General features: G+C 45.7%; 16 protein-coding genes. 11 read left to right on the top strand and 5 right to left on the bottom strand.

Features of this window, described 5'->3' with window-relative positions:
• The first annotated feature begins 367 nt into the window (after positions 1 to 367).
• Positions 368 to 844 (top strand): septal ring lytic transglycosylase RlpA family protein, encoded by a 477-nt coding sequence (locus tag Q7V32_RS08560; protein ID WP_304896563.1) that lies wholly within the window; start codon positions 368 to 370, stop codon positions 842 to 844.
• Positions 845 to 1374: 530 nt separating this feature from the next.
• Complete coding sequence (locus Q7V32_RS08555; RefSeq protein WP_304896562.1) at positions 1375 to 1755, top strand: hypothetical protein; 381 nt, start codon at positions 1375 to 1377, stop codon at positions 1753 to 1755.
• Positions 1756 to 1773: 18 nt separating this feature from the next.
• On the opposite strand, the gene ppnN is transcribed toward Q7V32_RS08555, so the two are convergent.
• Positions 1774 to 3144 (bottom strand): nucleotide 5'-monophosphate nucleosidase PpnN, encoded by a 1371-nt coding sequence (gene ppnN, locus Q7V32_RS08550; protein ID WP_304896561.1) that lies wholly within the window; start codon positions 3142 to 3144, stop codon positions 1774 to 1776.
• 337 nt (positions 3145 to 3481) lie between these two features.
• On the opposite strand from ppnN, the gene Q7V32_RS08545 reads away from it, so the two are divergent.
• The 3 genes from Q7V32_RS08545 to Q7V32_RS08535 are packed head-to-tail and all read left to right on the top strand — an operon-like array spanning position 3482 to position 11169.
• On the top strand, positions 3482 to 5497 hold the full coding sequence (locus Q7V32_RS08545; RefSeq protein ID WP_304896560.1) for a TonB-dependent siderophore receptor: 2016 nt from the start codon (positions 3482 to 3484) through the stop codon (positions 5495 to 5497).
• The gene (locus tag Q7V32_RS08540; RefSeq protein WP_304896559.1) at positions 5485 to 6141 is read left to right on the top strand and encodes a YfiR family protein; all 657 of its coding nucleotides are present in this window, start codon (positions 5485 to 5487) and stop codon (positions 6139 to 6141) included. Before Q7V32_RS08545 ends, Q7V32_RS08540 begins: the two co-directional genes overlap by 13 nt.
• Before the next feature lie 12 nt (positions 6142 to 6153).
• Positions 6154 to 11169, top strand: coding sequence for an EAL domain-containing protein (locus Q7V32_RS08535; protein WP_304896558.1), 5016 nt, complete (start codon positions 6154 to 6156; stop codon positions 11167 to 11169).
• Positions 11170 to 11220: 51 nt separating this feature from the next.
• On the opposite strand, the gene Q7V32_RS08530 is transcribed toward Q7V32_RS08535, so the two are convergent.
• The 4 genes from Q7V32_RS08530 to hemW form a co-directional block, all read right to left on the bottom strand.
• Complete coding sequence (locus Q7V32_RS08530) at positions 11221 to 12012, bottom strand: DUF3014 domain-containing protein (protein WP_304896557.1); 792 nt, start codon at positions 12010 to 12012, stop codon at positions 11221 to 11223.
• A gap of 475 nt (positions 12013 to 12487) precedes the next feature.
• A complete protein-coding gene (locus Q7V32_RS08525; RefSeq protein ID WP_304896556.1) occupies positions 12488 to 14434 on the bottom strand; it encodes a dynamin family protein in 1947 nt (648 codons plus the stop codon).
• A gap of 107 nt (positions 14435 to 14541) precedes the next feature.
• Positions 14542 to 15201 carry an orotate phosphoribosyltransferase gene (pyrE, locus tag Q7V32_RS08520; RefSeq protein WP_304896555.1) on the bottom strand — a complete coding sequence of 220 codons (660 nt, stop codon included), beginning with the start codon at positions 15199 to 15201 and terminating at the stop codon, positions 14542 to 14544.
• 66 nt (positions 15202 to 15267) lie between these two features.
• Positions 15268 to 16398 (bottom strand): radical SAM family heme chaperone HemW, encoded by a 1131-nt coding sequence (hemW, locus tag Q7V32_RS08515; RefSeq protein WP_304896554.1) that lies wholly within the window; start codon positions 16396 to 16398, stop codon positions 15268 to 15270.
• 128 nt (positions 16399 to 16526) lie between these two features.
• Here hemW and zigA point away from each other — a divergent pair, with 128 nt between their 5' ends.
• From zigA to folE2, 6 genes are all read left to right on the top strand, one after another.
• Positions 16527 to 17753 carry a zinc metallochaperone GTPase ZigA gene (zigA, locus tag Q7V32_RS08510; protein ID WP_304896553.1) on the top strand — a complete coding sequence of 409 codons (1227 nt, stop codon included), beginning with the start codon at positions 16527 to 16529 and terminating at the stop codon, positions 17751 to 17753.
• A 28-nt stretch (positions 17754 to 17781) separates the two neighbouring features.
• Entirely contained in the window at positions 17782 to 18450 is a 669-nt protein-coding gene (locus Q7V32_RS08505; protein WP_304896552.1) for a DUF1826 domain-containing protein, read from the top strand.
• A gap of 104 nt (positions 18451 to 18554) precedes the next feature.
• On the top strand, positions 18555 to 19541 hold the full coding sequence (locus Q7V32_RS08500; RefSeq protein WP_304896551.1) for a GTP-binding protein: 987 nt from the start codon (positions 18555 to 18557) through the stop codon (positions 19539 to 19541).
• Between the two features lie 48 nt (positions 19542 to 19589).
• On the top strand, positions 19590 to 21260 hold the full coding sequence (locus Q7V32_RS08495; protein ID WP_304896550.1) for a formylmethanofuran dehydrogenase subunit A: 1671 nt from the start codon (positions 19590 to 19592) through the stop codon (positions 21258 to 21260).
• Positions 21257 to 22228: a GTP-binding protein gene (locus tag Q7V32_RS08490; RefSeq protein ID WP_304896549.1), complete on the top strand. Its 972-nt coding sequence runs from the start codon at positions 21257 to 21259 to the stop codon at positions 22226 to 22228. Before Q7V32_RS08495 ends, Q7V32_RS08490 begins: the two co-directional genes overlap by 4 nt.
• 20 nt (positions 22229 to 22248) lie before the next feature.
• The gene (folE2, locus tag Q7V32_RS08485; RefSeq protein ID WP_304896548.1) at positions 22249 to 23055 is read left to right on the top strand and encodes a GTP cyclohydrolase FolE2; all 807 of its coding nucleotides are present in this window, start codon (positions 22249 to 22251) and stop codon (positions 23053 to 23055) included.
• Positions 23056 to 23069 lie beyond the last annotated feature (14 nt).

The following is a 23069-nucleotide window of genomic DNA, read 5'->3' as shown; positions in this document are numbered from 1 at the left end:
GTTAAATATTGACAACCGAAAAGCCGGACTAGCGCATTTTTTGATGGCTGGATCACGTGATTAGCAAACAATTTGCGTTTCCATTCCTTACGGAAAATTGGCCATTAACTAAAAATGGGCAGGCATTGACCGAAATCAGCATAATCAAAAGGCTAAAAAATAATGGTCCGTATTTTTAGAAAAATAGAGCTTATCTACGTGTCATCCCTTATCCCTCTTACGCTTACAAGACGGTGTAATTTTCTAAGTGTCTCTATTAGTTCACATTTTTAAAAATCAAACAGGACGTTTTTGGTCCTATTTAAGAAAAGCTTAAGACTTGCCCGGTTAGAATCGAACCATAGATAATGAGAAAAGGTGTTAATTTATGAGTAAAATCATGTTGGCAACGTGTGCGTTTGTAATCGGAACCTATGTCGGAAGCCCTGTTAAAACGGCTTACGGAGAGGGACTCCATTTAGATCAACACTCAACCAAAAAACTTGCTAAAAGAAATCTGATTCAGAGAATTCGTAATAAACCACTCAGCAAAGTATCTTGGTACGGCGCTAAGTTTCACGGTAAAAAAACGGCCAGTGGTCAAAAGTTTAATATGAATGCTATGACAGCGGCTCATAAAACTTTACCGCTGATGTCTTATGTAAAAGTTACAAATCCAAAAAACGACCAAAGTGTAGTTGTTCAAATCAATGACAGAGGGCCTTATGCCGGGCATAGAGAAATGGATTTATCTTATGCGGCTGCCAAAGAGTTGGGCATAGTAAAAAAGGGTGTTGATACGGTAAAAATAGAACCGCTGACACACGCTCAAGCAATACTTGAATTAGGCAGGGACGAGTCTTAGTTTAGTTTGAGGATCTTCCGAATGTTACATTACATTCGGAAGCCCCTCCATTTTTCAATAAGAACGCAGCAATTCTCAGTTTGATCTTTTCGGCGTCATTTTGGGCTGGGAAAAGCCTTTTGAGGAACGCCGTAAACCCTTCCATGGGGGCTTGACAGCAGCATCCCTGCTGCCGACATCCTCAAAAAGCTTTCCCCAGCCCTTTTTTCTCTTCAAATTGAGAATTGCTGATAAGAACGTTTTAAGCCGCAAGACGACTCATCAATTAAGTCAGTTCAATATCCGCTATTTATTCCGCAGTACCCAAATCAATCCACCGATCATAAAATTAAGCATTTTTTAAAAACCTGATAAGTTATCGGTAAGGGACTTTCAATGGATCTGATTCAGCATTGATCTAAAAAACTTTTTAAAGATTAACAACTTTATCTATTCAGCGCAGGCAGTCAGATCTTAGCGTCTGTAAATTCAGAACGTTAGCTTAATTTTTACGCTCATAATAATAAACATCATAAATAAGGTGGAGATCTATGAAAGCAAGTTTAATCTTAAATGCACTCATTATACTCACGCTGCCTACCCAGTTATGGGCCTATGGCAGTAGCAGCAGCAGTAAAAAAGCCTGTGAAAAACCTTATTTTTCGGAGTTTGCACCTCCCGAAAAGGCGGAAGTTGCTGCGGGTACGGAATTCTCTTTTATAGCGGCCACCGTCAGTAATCCGGAAAGTATTAAAGTGACCATCAAAAATCAACCGGTTGACATTACAGTGACGCCCAAAGGCGGTAAATATAATGTATCCGGAAAACTTCCCAACTCATTAGCCGGTAGCTTCGCAAGAATCAACATTACAGCGAACGGTCCCAATCAATGTAAAGGAACCGGTGGCTGGCTGGTTAAAGTAAACGAGTAAATTTCTTAGCACCTTGAATTATTTTACGATCTGATAACAAGGAACATAGGTTTTTCCCGGCAGCTTCATGCGCTGCTGGGATATAAAGGCTTTTAATAATTGATCCACAGGATCCATGATTTCGGCGTCGCCTTTTATTTCAAAGTGGCCGAATTGTTCAATGGCTCTTATGCCGTCGGCTTTGACATTGCCTGCAACAATACCCGAAAAAACCCGCCGCAGATTGGCTGCCAAATGATGACGAGGCTGATTAACGTGCAGCTTTAAATTGCTCATGTTTTCATGATGCGGTTCGAAGGGTTGCTGAAACTCAGGACTGATTGTAATAGACCAATTAAAGTAGTAAGCATCATCTCGGTGTTTTCGATATTCTCTGACCGATTTGAGCCCTTCTCTCATTTCACGAGCAACCCTTGCCGGATCATTAATAATGATTTTATAACGTTGCTGGGCTTCAAGACCTAAAGTATCACCTATAAACTGGTGGATCTGTTTAAAATAAGTTTCAGAAGCTTTAGGGCCGGTAAAAATCAACGGGAAAGGGATTTCGACATTGTCCGGATGTAGCAAGATGCCCAGCAAATAAAGAATTTCTTCGGCAGTACCGGCTCCACCTGGAAAAACGACGATCCCGTGTCCAGCTCTGACAAACGCTTCAAGACGTTTTTCAATATCAGGCAGAATCACTAATTCATTAACGATGGGATTAGGCGCTTCTGCAGCAATAATGCCGGGCTCAGTAATGCCGACATAACGGCCCATAGAGATCCGCTGTTTGGCATGGCCTATGGTCGCGCCTTTCATTGGACCTTTCATCGCACCGGGACCGCATCCGGTGCAAATATCCATACCTCTTAAGCCCAGTTCATAACCGACCTGCTTGGTATAGTTGTATTCCTCGCGGGAAATGGAATGCCCGCCCCAACAAACGACCAATTTCGGGTCGGTTTGAGCGCGCAGTACCCCGGCATTTCGCAAAATATGAAAAACGGCATTGGTTGCGCCATCGGTTGTTTGTAAATCAAATTTCGGATTTTCATTGATTTCATCACTGACATAAATGATGTCACGTAACACGCTAAACAGATGCTCTTTAATCCCTTTGATCATATGTCCATCGACAAAGGCATTGGCTGGAGCATTTTTCAACGCCAACTTGATGCCTCTTTGTTCTTGAATTACGGCAATTTCAAATGATTGATACTGCTCCAATAATTCTTTGCCATCATCCATTGCGCTGCCGCAATTGAGAACGGCTAAAGAACAGCTTCTGAGCAACTGATACAAGCCGCCTTGACTGGTATCAAGTAATTTATTGACTTCAGCTTTGGACAATACCGACAAATGACTTTCAGGGGAAATGCGTGCATCGACGACATTACTTTTCATAGAGTTGTAATTATTCTGAATTTAAAAATAGTTTTAGGAAAGACTCAATTTACCCGGAAAACTTTAGTCGGAAGATATTGGATCTTTATGGTTTTTGACCGCGCGAAGTATATAACAAGTGAAGTGTTTCAGATGCGGCATTCACTCATTTTTAACCGGAATGCCTGTCAGCCGGAAAATCGTAATCTATTTGGCCGCTGATTGATTCTTTTAACGGGATAAATGGAGATCTATCAATTCATCCCGGCTCATTTTAGGGGCATCAAAAAAGGATTAATGGATTTAGTCTAAACTTAACCGGCCAGCACCCCTTTGTTTTCCCCTGACCCGAAATATCATGTACAAGACCGTTATCCTTATATTTGGCTTGATAGTTTGGATGCTTGCTTCTCAGGCCATCAACGCGGAGGAAGCCAGCGATGTTTACGCACTTGATCTTGAAGAACTCTTAGATGTCAAGGTAACCTCCGTTTCCAAAAAAGCCCAGTCGCTTTCCGATGCACCGGCCGCTATTTTTGTCATCAGCAATGAAGATATTAAGCGGTCCGGCGTTACCACTATCCCTGATGCATTACGTATGGCTCCCGGTATAGATGTTGCTCGTATTGATTCCAATAAGTGGGCGGTTTCATCCCGAGGTTTCAATGGTCGCTTCGCCAACAAACTGCTGGTGTTGATTGATGGGCGTAATATTTATACTCCGGCATTCTCAGGTGTTTATTGGGAAATGCAAGACGTCATGATGGAAGATATCGATCGCATTGAGGTCATCAGAGGACCTGGTGCCGCGCTATGGGGTGCCAATGCAGTCAATGGCGTGATCAATATTATTACCAAGCATTCAGCCGATACTCAAGGTGGTTTAGTGACAGGCGGTGGCGGAACCGAAGAGCTTGGGTTCGGTTCTGCGCGTTACGGGACTCAGTTAGGTGAAGATACCACCGGACGGGTCTATATGAAAGGCTTCAAAAGAGATGAATTGATCAGTCAAGACCAATCCAGATCGAATGATGATTGGGACAAAGTGCAAGGCGGTTTCAGAGTCGATTCATTAGTCACCAATGCGGATGCGTTTACCGTTCAAGGCGACGCATACCATAGTAATTTCAACCAAAAGCTAAACTATCCCGCTTTTGATACGCCGAATGGCATCGCTTTTGTCAACGATAAAGCCCAAGCCCATGGCGCTAATGTGGTAGGACGCTTGCAGCATACCTTTTCGTCCACCTCCAGTTATACTTTGCAACTTTTCTATGATCGGTATGATAGGGAAGATATTTATATCCATGAAGTACGCAACACCTACGACATTGACTTTCAGCACCGCTTTGCCCTGAACGGCTGGAATGACATTATTTGGGGGGGAGGTTACCGTTATTCTGAATCCGAAACTCGATTTGATAGGACGCCGGCAATTTCTTTTGATCCACAAAACCGAGGCGACCAGTATTTCAGTGCTTTTTTACAGGATGAAATCAGTCTGGTTGACAATACCTTGTGGCTCACGCTGGGTTCAAAATTTGAACATAATGATTACACCGGCTTTGAATATCAGCCTACCGCACGTCTAATGTGGACGCCGCATCCCTCACATAAGGCCTGGGCAGCAGTTTCCAGAGCAGTCAGAATCCCCTCTCGTATTGATTCGGATATGACACTGCGTGGAAGCATCATTCCTGCCGGACAATCGCCTTTCCCGCCTTTTCCTGTAGAAGCGACTGTAAACGGTTCTAAAAGCTTTGATTCAGAAGAATTACTCGCCTACGAAGTGGGTTACCGCTTTACTTTTGCCAAATTATTTTCCCTGGATGTCTCGGCATTTTTTAATGAGTATGAAAGTTTGCGTTCATTTAGTCCCGGGCAGCCTGTCCCGCCGACGGTAAATACTCCGTATATTACTCAACCCTTTATTATTGACAATGGCAATTCGGGAGAGACTTACGGGGTTGAAACCTCGTTAGTCTGGCAAATGAGGGACAACTGGCGTTGGGATTTGAGCTACAGCTTTATTGAAACCCATCTTCACAACAGTGAGTATTATCAAGAGGCTGTTTCACCACAGCACAAGGTTTCATTACGCTCTTCAATCAACCCGTGGAAGGATATCAGCTGGGATATTTGGTTGCGTTATACCGATGATGCCAGTGCCTTCACCGTAGTCGGCGTAGCACCTGTTGAAAGCTATATCACGATGGATATGCGTCTGGGTTGGCGGGTCCACAAAGACGTCGAACTCTCGCTAGTTGGTCAAAATTTACTGAATGACAGTCAGCTGGAATATATCGGTGAAAATTTTGTGCAACCCAACGAAAATCAGAGAGGTTTCTATGGCAAGCTGGCTTGGCAATTTTAGTCGAAAATATTCGTGATGAATGGGTTTATAGCGCTTCTTTAACGATGATTGCCATTTCAATGTCCATTCGAAAGGCCGGGGGGGGTAATAATCGACTCCCCCCAAAATCGCGGTCTTTTGTATTTGCCGCTCTGTTATGGGCGGGCGCATTTTCATGCGCAAGCGTTAATGCAGAAACACTGGAAGAGTTTGCAGTTAAAACCGCAGTGACACTCAATCTTGCGATATTCACAGAATGGCCTGAGCATGCATTTAAAAGCGAAGATGAAGATTTACGGTTTTGCGTGATTGGTGACAATACCGTGCAGCAAGCCTTTGAGCAGCTTTCAGCCAAAAAGATTGGCTCACATTCCGTCGCCATTTTCAATATCAATCGTAACCGGAACATTGATGACTGTCATATTGTTTTTATCAGTGGTCAGGATAGGCTTCAACTCGCTCAGCTTCATGCTGCAGCATTAGGCAAGCCCATTCTTACGGTCGACGATACGGAGGGATTAACGACCTTCAAAGGCATCGTGAACCTGCAAAAAAATAACGATAAATTAACCTTAAATATCAACCTTGATTTAGCTCGGCAAGCGGGTTTCATAATGAGTGCCCGTTTGCTAAAAGTGGCTAATGTGATCACTGCTAATCCCTAAAGGACATGGATAATGCTTAGAATAGGCAACCTTTCAATTCGCACTAAGCTCATTTTGATAATGGCTTTTACAGCCATTTTCGCCATGCTGTTAGTCACTAGCGCAATGGTGACGTTTCAATATCAAAGCATCAAGCGGGCTGTTGAAGGTGAATTGGTCTCTTTAGCCAGCGTTCTCTCATGGAGCAGTTCGGCGGCATTGGCTTTTAACGACCCTAAAACGGCGGAAGGTTCATTAGCCGGATTTTCTTCGCGTCAGGATATTGTGGCGGCTTATATTTACACAATAAAAGGACAACCCTTCGCCTCATTCCAGCAGCATCCGGATTTTCAGAAGTCATGGCCTGAAGCCAAAGTAATCTCTCAATTATCCAAACCTCTTAATTCGGTATCTGAACAAAACGAAATCGGCCGGCTGGCTCGTTTAAAATCCGACTATTGGCGCGGAACCAGCTCCGCTGAGGCTATTGATAATTTTGAGTATGATGACCAGGGATTTTTGCATCTGCTCTATCCCATCACACTGAATGGGCAAACCATAGGTTCAGTTCATCTCATTAATGATCTGTCAAAGCTAAACAAAGATCTGAGTACTTTTTATTTCATTGTGGAATTGGCTAGTTTCGGCAGTCTATTGTTGATATTGCTTTTGTCTGCGCGGCTTCAGAAAATATTTTCCATGCCCTTGATGAATTTAATGAAGGTCATGGATACGGTCTCTTCTAAAAAAGACTACACCGTCCGTGTTGTTCAATCCGGAACGGATGAGTTTGGTCTGCTTTCCAGTGTTTTCAACAAAATGTTGGGCGAAATAGAGCGCCGCGACAAACAGCTGGACGAGTATCGGCTTCATCTCGAAAGACAGGTGGCCGATCGCACAGCCGAATTATTTGATAAAAATATTCAGCTACAGCAGACCACCGAAGAAGCTTTAAAAGGGAAAGAGGGTGCGGAAGCGGCCAGCAAAGCAAAAAGCGAATTTCTAGCCACCATGAGCCATGAAATCAGAACGCCTATGAATGGCGTGCTAGGCATGACCGAACTGTTGCTGAACACGGAACTCGATCCCCGCCAAAAGCGGCTGGCAGAAACCGCTTTTCGTTCGGCAGAATCATTATTGAGCATCATCAACAATATTCTTGATTTTTCCAAAATTGAAGCCGGTAAATTCAAGCTCAACGAAACGGAATTTTGTTTAAGCCGTCTACTGGAAGAAACCACGGAAATTCTGACTGACCAAGCCAATAGAAAAAATCTGGAACTCCTGCTTAATTTGCCCTATGACTTACACATTCAAGTGGTAGGTGATGCGGAGCGATTACGACAAGTTCTGATTAATTTAATGGGTAATGCGGTCAAATTTACCGAACAGGGTCAGATTGAGCTTAAAGTCCGGCCGTTGGAGCCTATTGAAACGTCTGAAAGCATACAGCTCAAATTTGAGATAACCGATACCGGTCCGGGTATTCCTTTCGAGCAACAACAAGCCATATTCGAGAGTTTCACTCAAATTGACGGCTCTATCACAAGGCGACATGGTGGCACGGGACTTGGGTTGACCATCTCACGCAAGCTGGTTCAATTGATGGGCGGCGATTTGCAATTAATCAGCACGCCGGGCAACGGCGCCTGCTTTTACTTTTGTTTGACAATGCAAAAAGGTAAGCTTGCAGAGAACCGGCTTCCGGAACTTTCGGTTCTCAAAAATCTTAAAATACTGGTCGTCGATGATAATGTGACCAATCGCGATATTTTGTTCGACCTATTGAGTTATTGGGGGGTACAGGTTCAAACCGTCGATAACGGAGAAAAAGCCCTGCAAGACCTCCGTCAGGCCTCAGCGATTGGACAGCCTTATCAGATTGCATTATTGGACTGGCACATGCCTTACATGGACGGACTGACCCTCGCTAAAAGCATTAAAAACGATCCCCTGATAAAACCCTTGCAGCAGATCATGTTAAGTTCTGATGCCTTGGGAATGGATTTCGAAAAATACTCCGAATACGGCATCTTTCGAACCCTGAGCAAGCCGATATTTCAAAAGCAACTCTTGCAATGCTTACTTGAGTTAACCGGCAGCACCCCGTTAAATAATGACGGAAAGGGTGATTCACTCTTTAGTTCAGGAAAGTCATTGCAAGGTCTCGTTTTATTAGCTGAGGATAACATCATCAATCAGGAAGTCGGTTTGGGCTTGCTCAAAGCGGTCGGTTGCGATGTGGAAATTGCCAATAACGGACTAGAGGCCGTCGAGGCCGTCAAAAACAAACAGTACGATTTAGTATTAATGGATTGTCACATGCCGACTATGGATGGCTTTGAAGCGACTCGCATGATTCGTCAGCAGTCAGGCAAAAATTACGAGGCCTTGCCGATTATTGCGCTGACTGCCGACGTACAGAAAGGCATCATGGAGCAATGCCAGGCCGCAGGCATGAATGGCTATATCAGTAAGCCATTTAACAAAAAACAAATTATGGCAGAGCTGGAAAAATGGTTGAAGCCCAGCGATAAACCTCAAAGCGGCTCCCATCTTAACCGATTGAACAGTGATCAATCTCGTTTGGACATTTTAAATCTTGATGCCCTGAACCAATTACGGGAAATCAGGACTGAAGACGGCTCTTCATTACTGAACAAGGCTGTCGAACTTTATTTGAATAGTGCCGCAGCAGAAATTGAAAAAATCCGGGACGCACTTTACGATAGAAATGCACCGTTGTTAGCTTCATTGGCCCACGCATTTAAATCCGCATCGGCTAACATTGGTGCTGATTCAATCGCTAAACTGGCGGACGAAATAGAAACCAAAGCCAGGAAGAATTTATTGGATGTTATGCCGCTTAGAGTTGAAGCGCTGACAGACGAACTGCCTACCGTCATAGCCGCTTTACATGAGGCTATCAACCCTTTTGAAATGCGTTTAACTCAAACTGTCCAGGCAGAAAAGTCATGGCAGCGCATCTTGTTGGTTGACGATGATGCCAGTTTCAGATTGGTGATCAGTGAAGTGCTTCGCTCGTCCGGATTTCAAATCGAAATGGCAGCCAACGGTAAAGAAGGGCTCATCAAGGCACAAGAAACCATCCCTGATCTCATTCTATTGGATGCAATGATGGATGAGCTTGATGGTTTTGAAACGTGTAAGCAACTTAAAGCCCTTCCGGATTTGGCTGATGTCCCTATTATTATGACAACCGGCCTGGGTGACACCGAATCGATCAATAAGGCCTTTGCCGCCGGCGCTACGGATTTCGTTGTCAAGCCGTTAAACTACACCATCCTGACTCATCGCCTGCAATTTATATTACGGACCGGGCAAATCACATCTGAACTCAGAAGCAGCAAGCTTCAACTGGATGCCGCCCAGCGCATCGCGCGCTTAGGTTACTGGACCTGGGACAGCAAAAACAATCACTTTAAGCTGTCATCCCACTTGGCAAAACTTTGCGAGATCAATCCGAATCAGTTCAATAACACCTTAGAAGATTTTTTAGAGCTCATTCATGCAGAGGATCGTAGTTTCGTCAGCAATATCATCCGTAATTCGATAAATAACCCCTCCATTCAGCATACCGAATATCGCCTGCAAATTACGCCGTACGAAATTGTTTTTGTTCATCAGGAAATTGAAGCGATAACTGATTTAAGCAATCCTATTATCACTGGAACCGTTCAGGACATCACTCATAAAAAAGAATCAGAAAAACAGATACACCGCTTGGCTTATTTCGATAATCTGACCGGACTGGCCAGCCGGACTTATTATCATGAACGCATGGATGGCATTATTAAGAGCGCGGCCCGGCGCAACGAGCAATTTGCGTTTCTGTATCTTGATCTGGACGGATTTAAAGATATTAACGACGGCCTTGGCCACAATGTCGGCGATCAATATTTGAAAGCGATTGCCCAGCGTATCAAGCTGGTCATCAGAGACATTGATTTTGCTGCACGCCTGGGCGGTGACGAATTTTGTATCATCGTAGATAACATCATCGATGAAGAGAGTGTGGCGGAAGTTGCGACACGGTGTTTAAACCAAATTAACCTGCCATTGAACTTGGATGGCAATTTGCTGAGACCGCGCGTCAGTATCGGTATTGCTATTTATCCGCGAGACGGGCGTGATGAAATTGAAATTATGAAGGCCGCTGACGCCGCGATGTATTCGGCCAAGCAAGCCGGTAAACAACGCTATGCTTTTTATACGCCGGAAATGACCTTGCAAGTCAAACAGCGGATGAAAAAAGAACAGCAACTTCGAGAAGCATTTGAAAAGCAGCAATTTATCCTGTACTACCAGCCGCAAATTACACTGCAAACCGGCAAAATGGTCAGCGTTGAGGCCTTGATACGATGGCAACATCCGGATGGACGTTTAGTGAGTCCTTTTGAGTTTATTGCGCTGGCTGAAAATCTGGGCCTTATTATCGAGTTGGGGAAATGGGTGCTGACAACCGCCTGTTCACAGTTGGCTATTTGGCATGCAGCCGGTTGGAGTTCGCTATCCGTATCGGTCAATATTTCTCCATTTCATTTTCGTGACCCTGAGTTATTGGCTACGGTTCGTGAAATTTTGCATAAAACCGGCATTTCAGGACGATTTCTGGAGCTCGAAGTGACTGAAAATGCGATGCAACAGGAAAGTTATCTGACTGTATTCAGGCAACTGAGGGAAATTGGCGTAAGGATCGCTATTGATGATTTTGGTAGCGGGTTTTCATCACTGGCCTCTCTTAAAGAGCTACCGATTGACACCCTGAAAGTGGATAAGGTCTTTGTTCAGGATGTTCTTTCCAGTCATCAGACCCCGCTTATGCTGGGAGCCATTATCGGTCTTGCCAATGCGCTCAACTATACATTGGTTGCCGAAGGTGTTGAAACCATCGAACAGGCACTCGTCATGCGGGGTTTGGGTTGTCACCAGGTTCAGGGCTATTATTTTAGTCCGCCTGTATCGGAAGATAAAATTCCTGCTTTGGCTGATCAGGATTTCAGGCTCAAGTTTCATCCAAGCAGTTGAACCAAGCAGGGGTGAACCATTTTTTGCCCCTGCTTGGTTCGGTTTATAAAGCTATGGCATCATGTTGGCGAGGCCTTCGGTCAACAGGCGCAGTTTATTTTGAATGATTCGGGTATTCTGAGGCCCCATCCTGATCATCTGTTTATGCACAGGATTAAGCGTCTCAAGTTTTGGGTCATTAAATTTATAGCCTAGCTTGGCCTTGGTCAAAGCAATACGTGAGTCGATGACCGGAGCGGTCAAAATTTCGGCAGCGGCTTTTTGGAAAAGATCATCCACACTGTAACTTTCCGGATAGCTGAATTCTTTGAAAATCTGTTGAAAAAGCGCATTCAAAGTTCGAAATGTTTGTAAGCCATCTTTAACATTAATGTCGTCAATGGCTGAAGCCATTTGATTGTAGCGTTGATAGCTTTTAGGCGAGAGGTACAGGCCTTGGTTATCTTTTTCTGCAATGAAAGCTTCCGTTAAAGTAAACGGTTTCATATGCTTGTAAATTCTAAGCCCTTGAGAAAAATCGTTAACGATGATGACAAACTTTCTAATGAGCTCGTCCTCTTTTAACCATGGGCTAAAACCCGGTGATAATCTGGCAACCTGTTCTCGGAAAAAATCATCGCTATTTTCCAATGCAGGCAACGCTTGGTCACTGCCCAATGAGGGTTCTTCCGTACTGATTTTCGGCAAGGTTTCAGACGATAAATTGAGTGCGTTGGCTGACGAGCCTTGTTCCTGAATGGTTGCAACAGGCAAGGCCAACTCTTGAGTCGTCAATCCCGAATTAGCGCTCTCAACTTCTTGTGGATTAAAATAAAACCAGGCCCCTGCGGCGATTGCAGCCATTAAAATTATCAATAGGGTTATGATTAAACCTATTGGCTTTTTTCGTTCATATAAATCATATCTTCCCACAAATCTCTCCTCTGAATGAGTGTGGCTAGACAACGCCAAGTCATATCAATGCATCGTTCGGCAAAGAATAGACCATTACGTCTCATTAATCTCACAGACGATTTTACCTTGTATTGTCATCAGGTGCGGGTAGAAGTTTATTCAAATCTTTCTGGAAGGGCTTAAAGTCAGGAATGCCAATCCAGAATTAGCATGAAATTTAACAGGGCGGTAGGATACGGTGGGGCACGAACCGCATCAATCGCGAACCGATGCGGTGCGCGCTGTTTATCGTATCCTACGAGTTGAAAGGGCTTAAAGAGGGGGCGATGCCATCAGGAATGACTGTGAGATTTACCGGATGGATGGGGTTTCAGTCGAGGAAGCAGTGAAAAAGGTGAAATTAACCACCTTTTCACCAGGGCTATCAATTATTTTCGATCATAGAGGGAGGCGGTTCCATTTGCATGGCTTTTATAATGGTACTCAGCTCATTCCTTTGTCTTTTCAACGGTTCAAGTTCTTGTTCCAGTTGTGTAATGTTCTCCGCTACACTGCCTTTTGACTCGTTGATTTTCCTCAGCATCTGCAAACGGCTTTCAATTTGCTTTTTATGATCTTTAATCTGATGCATCAGTGGCGTTAGCACGCTATTGCACCATGTTGTAGCGTCCTTGTTGGCTGTTTTCAATATCGTCCTGGCTCTATTAATCAGAGTTGAATAGAGCTTATTGATCACGATGCTTTGTTCGGTCATTGTCGTACGAGCACTGTTTCGAAACGCCTCGCCTTCTTCAAATATTTGTTCCAGTTCGAATTGGTACTGCTTGATCGAAAACAGCTGGGGTTCTATTTCCTTAAACCCGTATTCATCCTGGAATTTTTTATGAATAGCTTTGACCAGTCTCCGCGTTTCATTTGTGGTATCGACGCAGTCCTGTAAGACTTCGCGCAATTCGTCGAATAATTTGCGCATGCTCTGTTTCATTCCATAAGTCGTTAGGCTTTTAGCCATCTCGATACGCATATTTTTGATTATTTCATCAATGCGTTCGCTAGACAGGGAATCAACCAATATTTTGGCCTGAACACTAAACACTTTTCTGCTGGCTTGAAAATTCTCAATATTCAACATGTAATGTTGCTGACGATCACGGGTTTCCGCCATCAGTTTGTCAGTCATTTCATGATTTTCAAAATCTATCTTCTTGAACTCTTCCAGTTGTTTTGAAGCATTACTCAGCTTCGTGTCGGTTAAATTGGAGGATTCGGTCACCAGGAAGCCGATATCCCGTTTGATAGTGCTGAGAATAATATTGCGTCTTTGCTTGAGAATGTCATTCGCGAGGTAATTTTCCAGTGCGAACAACCGGCTTTTTAGCAATAAGGCATCATCCGATTTAACTTTAGCCAATAAGGCTTGTTTGGCGGAGGCAGGAAAAACCAAGGATTCATCAATATTCAGAATGGATGCGCAGGTTTTGATTTGAGATTTTATCGAAGCTTCATAACCTGAATCACCCGCCAGATCATCCCACATGGCATCAATTTTGTTCATGACTACGGCCAGGCCCTGCTTTCGCTCGCCACGCGTGTTACTGACGTGGTTACGCCACATTTCCAGATCGCTCTTGGTGACGCCCGTATCGGCAGCCAAAACAAAAATAATGGCTTGAGCACTGGGCAGCATATTCAACGTCAGCTCGGGCTCGGTGCCCAGCGCATTTAAACCCGGGGTATCGAGTATGCACAAGCCTTCCTTAAGTAAGGGGTGAGGAAAACTTATCAACGCGTGACGCCAGCAAGGAATTTCTACTGTTTCAGGATTGACGATGCCTTGTTCAGCGGCCTCTTTTTCATTCCAAAGCCCCAGTTTATCAGCGACTTCGCGAGGCACTCGTTTGGTGGCGACTAACTCTTTGAATGCTTCCTGCATTTGAGTGGGGGAATCAAAATCCAGATCAATCTGGTTCCAGCGTTCCGGCTTTTTTTTGTACTCGCTGAGAGAAATGTCTTCCAGACGGCTCTCAATATTGAGTAAGCGAATATAATGCCCCCCTTTTTCATCATAAAAAAGTTCGGTAGGCGACATGGTGGTGCGGCCGGGTGAAGAGGGCAGTAAACGGACGCCGGTTTCTGCAAAAAACAGAGCATTAATCAGTTCTGTTTTTCCACGGGAAAACTCTGCAACAAACGCCAGTGTAATCCGGTCAGATTCAAGGCCATGTAGAATATTAAGCAGCATTTCAGTGCTGTGAATATCGTTCATGGCATAACGTTGCCGCCATTCCTGATACATTTCTATGGCTTGTATCAATTGGCTGCGCCACTGCGAATATTCGTGCAGTTGTTCTTTAAATTCCAAGTTCCTCATGGCAAGCCTTTTGCTGTCACTGGTCTGCAGGGGTCAAGTCGGTAAAACCTGTTTCGGGGTAATTGTAGACTATATCTTGATTACTGTTAGTCCGCTGCGGCTATAAATCATCCGGTACGAGAATTTGTGACGCCATACTGTTCCCTGTAAGCATTAATTTTCTCTAAATAGTGGTTGGCTTCAGGCTGTTCATTCAGATATTCGATAATGTGCTCTAGGCTTATTATAGAAAATACAGGCATGTCGAAAGTGGCACTAACTTCTTGAGTGGCCGAGAATTGGTTTTCACCTTTTTCCTGACGATCCAGCGCAATCAGAACGCCGGCCGGTTTGGCATTTGCGGCTCTGATAAGGGTGACAGACTCCCTGACTGAGGTTCCGGCAGTAATGACATCATCGAGTATCAGAATGTTACCAGCCAATTCCGAGCCAACGAGAGTGCCGCCCTCGCCATGGTCTTTCGCTTCTTTACGGTTAAACGCAAACGGAATATCTTGTCCGGCCAGCCGCGCATAAGCGATTGCCGTTGCGCAGACCAGCGGGATGCCCTTGTATGCGGGGCCGAACAAGACGTCGACAGGTAATTTGGATTCAATGAGCGCATGTGCATAAAATTCGCCCAATTTGCCCAATTGCGCGCCGGTTTTAAATAAACCGGTATTGAAAAAAAAGGGGCTGATACGGCCTGACTTGAGCTGGAATTCACCAAACTTGAGTACGCCGCAGTCCAAGGTGTAGTGAATAAAGTCTTTTTGAAACGCTAGCATAGGTTGAGTGCTTCCGAATGAGGGCTTAATGATTGTCAGTGCAGCGATTAGTATAACCCGCGAGGGCTAACGAATGAACCTTTCGAGCACGGAGTCCAGAAAATTCCAGCCTTTTTCGCTGCATTTGTAAATAGTCTCTTCATGACTGATCAAACCGAGACTGAGGCACTCGGCTAATGCGGGTTGCAACGATTCGGCGCTCAATCCTGTCATGCGTTCATATTGGCTCAGCGTAAAGCCTTTTTTAAGCCGAAGCTGGTTCATTAGAAATTCCAATGCCAACGCATCGGTTCCTATCGCGACGCTCGGTTGAAGATGCGTTTGGGCTTGATAAATTTCGGGGCTTTTGGGTTTGGCGGTGCGGAATATGCCCTTTGGCAGATGAGTACTTATTTTGCCATGTGCACCCGCGCCGATACCCAGATAATCGCCAAATTGCCAATAATTAAGATTATGGCGGCACTCGAAACCAGGCTTACTGTAAGCTGAAATTTCATACTGGCCGTATTGGTGATCGGCTAACTCCTGTTGACATGCCTGTTGCTCCGCATAGATATGCTCATCATCGGGCAATTGTGGTGGAAACTTGTGAAACAAGGTATTGGGTTCCAGCGTAAGCTGGTAAAACGAAATATGTGCGGGGTTCAGTTTGATCGCCATTTCAACGTCTGTCCGGCTGCTATGATTGTCCGTAGCGGGCAGTCCAAACATCAAGTCCAGGTTAAAATTGTTAAATCCTACCTGATGCGCTGTTTCAGCGGCACGAATCGCTTCTTTAGACGAATGTACCCGGCCGAGTTTTTGCAGCAAGGTGTCATTAAAACTCTGAACACCGATTGACAGGCGGTTAATCCCTAGTGCTCTAAACTCTGCAAACTTATCCAGCTCAAAAGTGCCGGGATTGGCTTCCAGAGTTATTTCCGGATTATCCGAAAAACCGACTTTCTGTTTAATACCTTCCAATAAGCTATTGAGCGCTTCGGGTGAAAACAGGCTTGGCGTTCCTCCGCCGATAAAAATACTGTTGATCGGTCGGGCTATAGCAAAATGCTGAAGATCATGTTCCAGATCGTTTAGTAACACGGAGACATAGCGCTGTTCAGGAAGTTCGCTCTTGACTGCATGGGAATTAAAGTCACAGTAAGGGCATTTTCTGATGCACCAGGGAATATGGATATAAAGGCTAAGCGGGATCAAATCGGTTTACGGTTGCTGTTGAATAAAAAGCTAGTGTAACACTCACGGGTTCTAAATTTAGAGGGGAAGTGTTTTGCGCTTTACAAAGGTTATGTTATAACATTTGTAAAATTCATTGAGGTTTTAAGATGCTTGAAGATTTTCCACGCAAACTCCCCGTCACAGTCCTGTCCGGCTTTTTAGGCGCAGGGAAAACCACGTTGTTGAACAATATCCTGAACAATCGGGAAAATTTGAAGATTGCCGTGATTGTTAATGATATGAGTGAAGTCAATATCGATGCGGCATTGGTTAAGAACGAATTATCGTTGAGCCGCTCCGAGGAAAAACTGATCGAAATGAGCAACGGTTGTATCTGTTGCACATTGCGCGAAGATTTATTGGTAGAAGTCGGAAAATTGGCTAAAGAAGGTCGTTTTGATTATTTGCTGATCGAGTCAACCGGTATCGCAGAGCCGATGCCGATAGCTGAAACCTTTACTTTCAGGGACGAACTTGGCACCAGTTTATCGGATATTGCTCAACTGGATACGCTGGTGACTGTCGTTGATGCCGTCAATTTCATGCGTGATTACATGGAAGCGCAATCATTGAAAGAAATCAATGCGGAATTAGGCGAAGATGACGAGCGCAATATCGCCGATCTGCTGGTCGATCAAATTGAATTCAGTAATGTCATTTTGATTTCTAAAATCGATTTGGTCAGTACCGATGAAATAGCCAATATGACAGCCATACTGCGGCAGCTAAACCGCGATGCAGAGATCATTCCTATGGTCATGGGGCAGGCACCGCTCGCTAAATTATTAAACACAGGGACATTCGATTTTGACAAAGCCGCGCAAGCGCCGGGCTGGTTAAAAGAAATGCGCGGCGAGCATCAGCCCGAAACCGAAGAATACGGCATTGCCAGTTTTGTTTACAGCGCCCGCCGTCCTTTTCATCCAGGCCGGTTTTATGACTATTTGCATGAGGGCGATTGGGATAACGGTACCTTGCTGCGTTCCAAAGGGTTTTTCTGGCTGGCATCACGGCCCGAATGGGTAGGCACCTGGTCACAAGCCGGCGGCATGATGCAGCACGGCTGTGCCGGACGCTGGTGGGCTTCAGTGCCTGAGTCCGAATGGCCGGAAGAACACATTGCCGATATTAAAGCCAACTGGCAGACGCGGTTCGGTGATTGCCGTCAGGAACTGGTTTTTATTGGTCAAAATGTCAATGCCGATCAAACCCGGCAAGAGTTGGATAATTGCCTGCTGTCCGATGAAGAATTAGACCTTGGCCCTGAAGCCTGGCGACAGTTTCAGGATAATTTTCCACAGTGGCTTGAACCGGCTCCGGCTGAGATGGAATAAAACACCTTGAGAGAATGAGGAAGAAATAATGTCCGCCAATCCCCGCACTATTTTTAAACCGGCCTATTCAGAAGCGATAATTTCGGATGATTTAGCCGATCTGACGCGAATTTATGAAGACAGCGTTAACATTTGCCAGATAAATCGGGCAATAGATCCCGGTGTTGAAGCCTTTATCGGCGAGTTGCTGCAAAGCGCTGTCGATATCGGCGTTATCGAGAATTTGCCGGTCAATACGTTTGATTTTTCCAGGCTGATACCTGCGGCGAGCCACCTCGAAGGCTATCCCGCTTTTTGTCAGGACATTGCTCATCTGACTACCTTGTTTTGCGATTTGTTTGATCTTAAACGGGTGGGTTTGCGCCTGCGTACCCTGGATCGCCCGATGTGCCCGAAGTTTCATGTCGATGCGGTTCCGTGCCGACTGGTTTCGACTTACGGCGGCATAGGGACTGAATGGCTTGAGGACAAAGAGGTTAAGCGCATAAAACCGGTTCTTGTCAGGCATGATTCAAAAGATGACTCATCAGGAATGGTGAGTGATTCAAGCTTTATTCATACCATGCCGGCGTATTCGGTCGGTCTTTTGAAAGGCAGCAATTGGACAGGTAACGAACTGCACGGTGCCGTGCATCGTTCGCCAAAACTCAGCGCCGATCTGCCACGGCGGTTACTGCTCACCCTGGATTTTGCCTGATGGTTCTAACTGAAAATTGCCTGCTCACTCGTTATTGAGAGCCAGTTAAAACGCAACAATCGTTCCTCTGTTCCTATCGTTAAGCTATAACCCGGAGATTCTGCATGACCGAGTCAAATCAACACGATCCAGTGCCCGTAACCATTCTGACCGGATTTCTGGGGGCCGGTAAAACCACCTTATTGAATCGCATCTTATCCGAGGAGCATGGGAAGCGGATCGCTGTCATTGAAAATGAATTCGGCGAGGAAGGTATCGATAACGATCTCTTGATTCAAGGGGATGAACAAATTGTCGAAATGAATAATGGTTGTATTTGTTGTACGGTACGTGGTGATTTGGTGCGCATTCTGGGTGAGTTGAGCGAAAAGCGTAAAACCGGGCAAATTCATTTCGACCGGGTCATTATCGAAACAACCGGTTTAGCGGATCCTGCGCCCGTCGCCCAAACCTTTTTTGTCGAAGAAGCTATTGCAGAATTTTATTCGCTGGATGCGATTATCACCGTTGTCGATGCCAAGCACGCGCAACAACAACTGGATGAACATCATGAAGCCCAGGAACAAGTCGCGTTTGCCGACCGTTTGCTGCTGACAAAGAGTGATTTGTCAGAACCGGTAAGCCTGAATAACCTGGAAAAGCGATTACGAGCGATGAATCCGCGTGCGCCGATTCAACAGGCTAATTTTGGTGAGTGCAATTTGAGTGACATCCTCGATATTAGCGGCTTTAATTTGCAAACGATTTTGGAAATTGAGCCTGATTTTCTTGTCGACGTGAGTCATGAACATGACGATGAGGTTACCTCATTCGTCTATCAAAGCGATCAGGCATTTGATCCTTCACGCATTCTTGCCTTCCTGGATGCGATGATTCGTATTTATGGGCAGGATATGCTTCGCTACAAAGGCATCATGAATATCAAAGGCCATGAATCCAGCGTAATTTATCAAGGGGTACATATGTTGATGAATTATGATTTCGGCAAGCCCTGGGCAATAGACGAAAATCGCAAAAGCGTTATGGTGTTCATCGGCCGCAATTTGCCCCGTGAAGCGTTTTTTAGTGCATTAGATGAATGCCGAATTTAGTAAATTTCGTGGTTCAAATAATTATTCTGAGTTAATGGGACCCAAAACATGTTGATTCGGTTAAAAGGCGGAAGAATATACGATCCGGCCCAAAAGCAAGAAGGTGTTGTCAGCGATATTTATATTCGCGACGGTGTCATTGTCAATCATCCCGAATCTGCCAGCCTTGCCGATGTGGAATATGACATAACCGGGAAAGTCGTCATGGCCGGTGCCATTGATATTCATAGTCATATTGCCGGGGGCAACGTCAATACCGCCCGATTGTTATTGCCCGAACAACACCGCAATTTTCTGGCCCGCAAGCTCAACCATCCGTTCAGCACGGCCCGTTGGTCGGCGACAGAAACCGGTTACCGCTATGCGCTCATGGGTTATACGACAGTTGTTGAACCGGCTGTGCTGCCGATTAATGCTCTGGATGCGCATCTGCAAATGGCGGATATTCCTATCATCGATACAGCAGGACTTGCGATACTGGGTAATGATGATTATTTATTGCGCTTATTACGGACCGGAGTTGCTCAAAATCAGATTAACGATTACGTAGCCTGGACGTTGCATGCCACGCGCTGCCTGGGTTTAAAAGTTATTAACGCCGGTGGCGCGAATGCGTTTAAGTCAAATGCTCGCAGCTTTGACCTTGATGATCAGGTTCCTGAATACGGTGTCAGTTCGCGGCATATTTTGCAAACCTTGCAACGTGCCGCTTGTGAAATCCAGCTTCCACATCCGGTTCATGTGCATTGCAATAATTTAGGCATTCCCGGCAATGTCGATACTGCGCTGGCAACCATGGAGGCCGCCCAAGGCTTGCCAATGCATTTGGCGCATATCCAGTTTTACGGGTACGGCAACGAAGGCAATCGCGGATTTTCGACGGCTGCGGCCAAGTTGATTGATGGCTTCAAAAAACATCCGAATATTACAATGGACGTAGGGCAGGTTCTATTTGCGCAAACAGTGACGATTTCCGGGGACGTGATCGCCCAATACAGCCGCAGACATGACGCCTCACCCAACAAATGGGTGGCCTTGGATGCTGAATGCGAGGGTAGCGGCGGCGTTGTCCCTTATTGCTATAAAGAGTCCAGTTTCGTCAATAGTTTGCAGTGGTTAATCGGCCTGGAGATATTTCTGCTGGCAGAAGACCCCTGGCGGCTGTTTTTTACAACCGATCATCCCAATGGCGGACCTTTTACCATGTACCCTTTTCTGATCCGGTTATTAATGGATAAAGACTATCGCCTGGAGTGCATGGCGCAGTTGAATCAGGAAGCGGTCGCAATGTCGCTGCTTAAAGATCTGCATAAAGAATTTACCTTGTATGACATTGCGATCATGACCCGGACCGCAGCGGCCCAATTGTTAGGTTTGGCGGATCGGGGGCATTTAATGCCGGGTGCCGTTGCCGATATTGCCGTTTACACTGAACAAGCGGACAAAGCGGCAATGTTCGGTCATGCCGCTCTCGTGTTTAAAAACGGGCATTTGGTGGTTAAAGATGGTGAGATTGTCGGACGGCGCAACGGCACGGCTCAAATTGTGCAGCCAGAGTTCGATAAACAAATCGAACGGCGTCTGCAACTCTATTACGATCAGTTTTACAATCTGAAGTTAGATAGTTTTGCCGTAGCCGATGTCAGTTTTAATCAATCCGATAACGAGCGATTTATCAGGCATTCGTGTGGAACGCCTTATCTGGCAAGCCATTCATGATCAAGTCAAAAAACGTCGAACGCATACCTGTAGTGGTGCTCAGCGGCTTTCTGGGTAGCGGTAAAACGACGCTATTGAACCGCTTACTGCAACATCAGCCGCATTCTGCCGTTATTATCAACGAGTTTGGTGCGACGCCCATCGATCAACAACTCATCAAGGAACGCAATATTCCATTGACCACCTTATCGGGCGGTTGCCTATGCTGTCAGGTGCGGGGGGCGCTGGCGCCGTTGCTTAAAAACCTGCGCATGGCCTGGGATGGCAAATCCGATAAACCGTTCAGCCGGATTTTTATCGAAACCAGCGGTGTCGCCAGTCCTGAACCTATTCTCGATACCTTGTTGAATGAACGCTGGCTATCGACCAAATACCATTATCAAGGCATGATCGCGACTGTTTCGGCCATTGCCGCCGATGATTATCTGAACCGGTTTCCCGAGGCCCAGGCTCAGATAACCTGGGCGGATAAACTGGTGATCACGCAAACTGACCTGGCTAATTCTGAACAGATCCTGCGCTTACAGGACAGACTCAATGAATTGGCCCCGGCAACGCCACGTCTGGAGGTTGTCAATGGCGGATTTGACCCGGAAGCGCTGCTCAATTTTGGCAGCAAATTTCGGGCGGTCGACTCACTTGCTGCCATTGATGGACCCGATCACGGCTTTAGCAGTATCTCCCTGCATTTTGATCATCCGATGGCCTGGCCACGCCTGCAAACCGTGCTGGAAAATTTGCTGAACGAGCATCGCGAACACATTGTCAGGCTTAAAGGGGTTGTGTTTACTCTTGAACACAGCCAGCCTTTGGCCGTGCATGGCATCACCGGAAGACTGTTTCCACCCGTTCCGCTGCCAAATCGCGCTGAAACCGGCAACCGGGGGCGTTTGGTACTCATTACGACCGGCGAAATTAAAGGTTTGGCCGAAGAAATCATGTCTCGGCTGCGAGAGCAAACGCCTTAGACTTAAACCTGGATGAAAAGATGAATCAGATTATGCCTAAATCCCTGTTAAAAGATGTGCAGGGCATTCCCGATGCAAGACGCATTGCCATTGATAAAGTCGGTATCAAGGCTATTCGCCATCCGGTTCGGGTTAAAGACCGTGCAGAAGGCGAGCAGCATACGATTGCTGTATTCGATATGTATGTCAATTTGCCGCATGATTTTAAAGGCACTCACATGTCGCGTTTTGTTGAGATACTCAATCAGCATGACCGGGAAATCAGCGTCGCCTCGTTCCGGCAGATGTTGACGGAAATGACGGAACGGCTGGATGCCGAATCAGGCTATATCGAAATGCGCTTTCCGTTTTTTATCGACAAAGCCGCACCGGTCAGCGGGGTGCGCAGTTTGCTCGATTATCAGGTCAGTCTGATCGGCGAAATTACCGGCACTCAAATACAGACACGGATCAAAGTGATCGTGCCGGTGACCAGCCTCTGTCCTTGTTCCAAAACCATTTCGGATCGGGGCGCCCACAATCAGCGCTCACATGTCACCTTAACGGTACTGATTGAAGATTTTGTTTGGCTGGAGGAGTTGATAGAATTGGTTGAACAGGAAGCTTCTTGTCAGATCTATGGGTTGCTAAAACGGCCCGATGAAAAATACGTCACCGAGTATGCCTACGATAATCCCAAATTTGTCGAAGACATGGTGCGGGATGTGGCAAGCCGCCTGGATGCAGAGCCTCGCATCAGCGCTTATGTCGTCGAATCGGAAAATTTCGAGTCTATCCACAATCACTCAGCCTATGCGCTGATTGAGCGGGACAAAAGGCAGGCTTAAATAATTGTGACCCT

This window comes from Methylicorpusculum sp., assembly GCF_030651835.1.
Taxonomy (GTDB): domain Bacteria; phylum Pseudomonadota; class Gammaproteobacteria; order Methylococcales; family Methylomonadaceae; genus Methylicorpusculum.
Note: the sequence above shows the minus strand (reverse complement) of the source record. Positions and strands in the feature narration are given on the sequence as shown.

Coding starts and splice junctions, on each gene's coding strand:
- Q7V32_RS08560 (WP_304896563.1), top strand. CDS start 368: ATGAGTAAAATCATGTTGGCAACGTGTGCGTTTGTAATCGGAACCTAT.
- Q7V32_RS08555 (WP_304896562.1), top strand. CDS start 1,375: ATGAAAGCAAGTTTAATCTTAAATGCACTCATTATACTCACGCTGCCT.
- ppnN (WP_304896561.1), bottom strand. CDS start 3,144: ATGAAAAGTAATGTCGTCGATGCACGCATTTCCCCTGAAAGTCATTTG.
- Q7V32_RS08545 (WP_304896560.1), top strand. CDS start 3,482: ATGTACAAGACCGTTATCCTTATATTTGGCTTGATAGTTTGGATGCTT.
- Q7V32_RS08535 (WP_304896558.1), top strand. CDS start 6,154: ATGCTTAGAATAGGCAACCTTTCAATTCGCACTAAGCTCATTTTGATA.
- Q7V32_RS08530 (WP_304896557.1), bottom strand. CDS start 12,012: ATGGCTGCAATCGCCGCAGGGGCCTGGTTTTATTTTAATCCACAAGAA.
- Q7V32_RS08525 (WP_304896556.1), bottom strand. CDS start 14,434: ATGAGGAACTTGGAATTTAAAGAACAACTGCACGAATATTCGCAGTGG.
- pyrE (WP_304896555.1), bottom strand. CDS start 15,201: ATGCTAGCGTTTCAAAAAGACTTTATTCACTACACCTTGGACTGCGGC.
- zigA (WP_304896553.1), top strand. CDS start 16,527: ATGCTTGAAGATTTTCCACGCAAACTCCCCGTCACAGTCCTGTCCGGC.
- Q7V32_RS08505 (WP_304896552.1), top strand. CDS start 17,782: ATGTCCGCCAATCCCCGCACTATTTTTAAACCGGCCTATTCAGAAGCG.
- Q7V32_RS08500 (WP_304896551.1), top strand. CDS start 18,555: ATGACCGAGTCAAATCAACACGATCCAGTGCCCGTAACCATTCTGACC.
- Q7V32_RS08495 (WP_304896550.1), top strand. CDS start 19,590: ATGTTGATTCGGTTAAAAGGCGGAAGAATATACGATCCGGCCCAAAAG.
- Q7V32_RS08490 (WP_304896549.1), top strand. CDS start 21,257: ATGATCAAGTCAAAAAACGTCGAACGCATACCTGTAGTGGTGCTCAGC.
- folE2 (WP_304896548.1), top strand. CDS start 22,249: ATGAATCAGATTATGCCTAAATCCCTGTTAAAAGATGTGCAGGGCATT.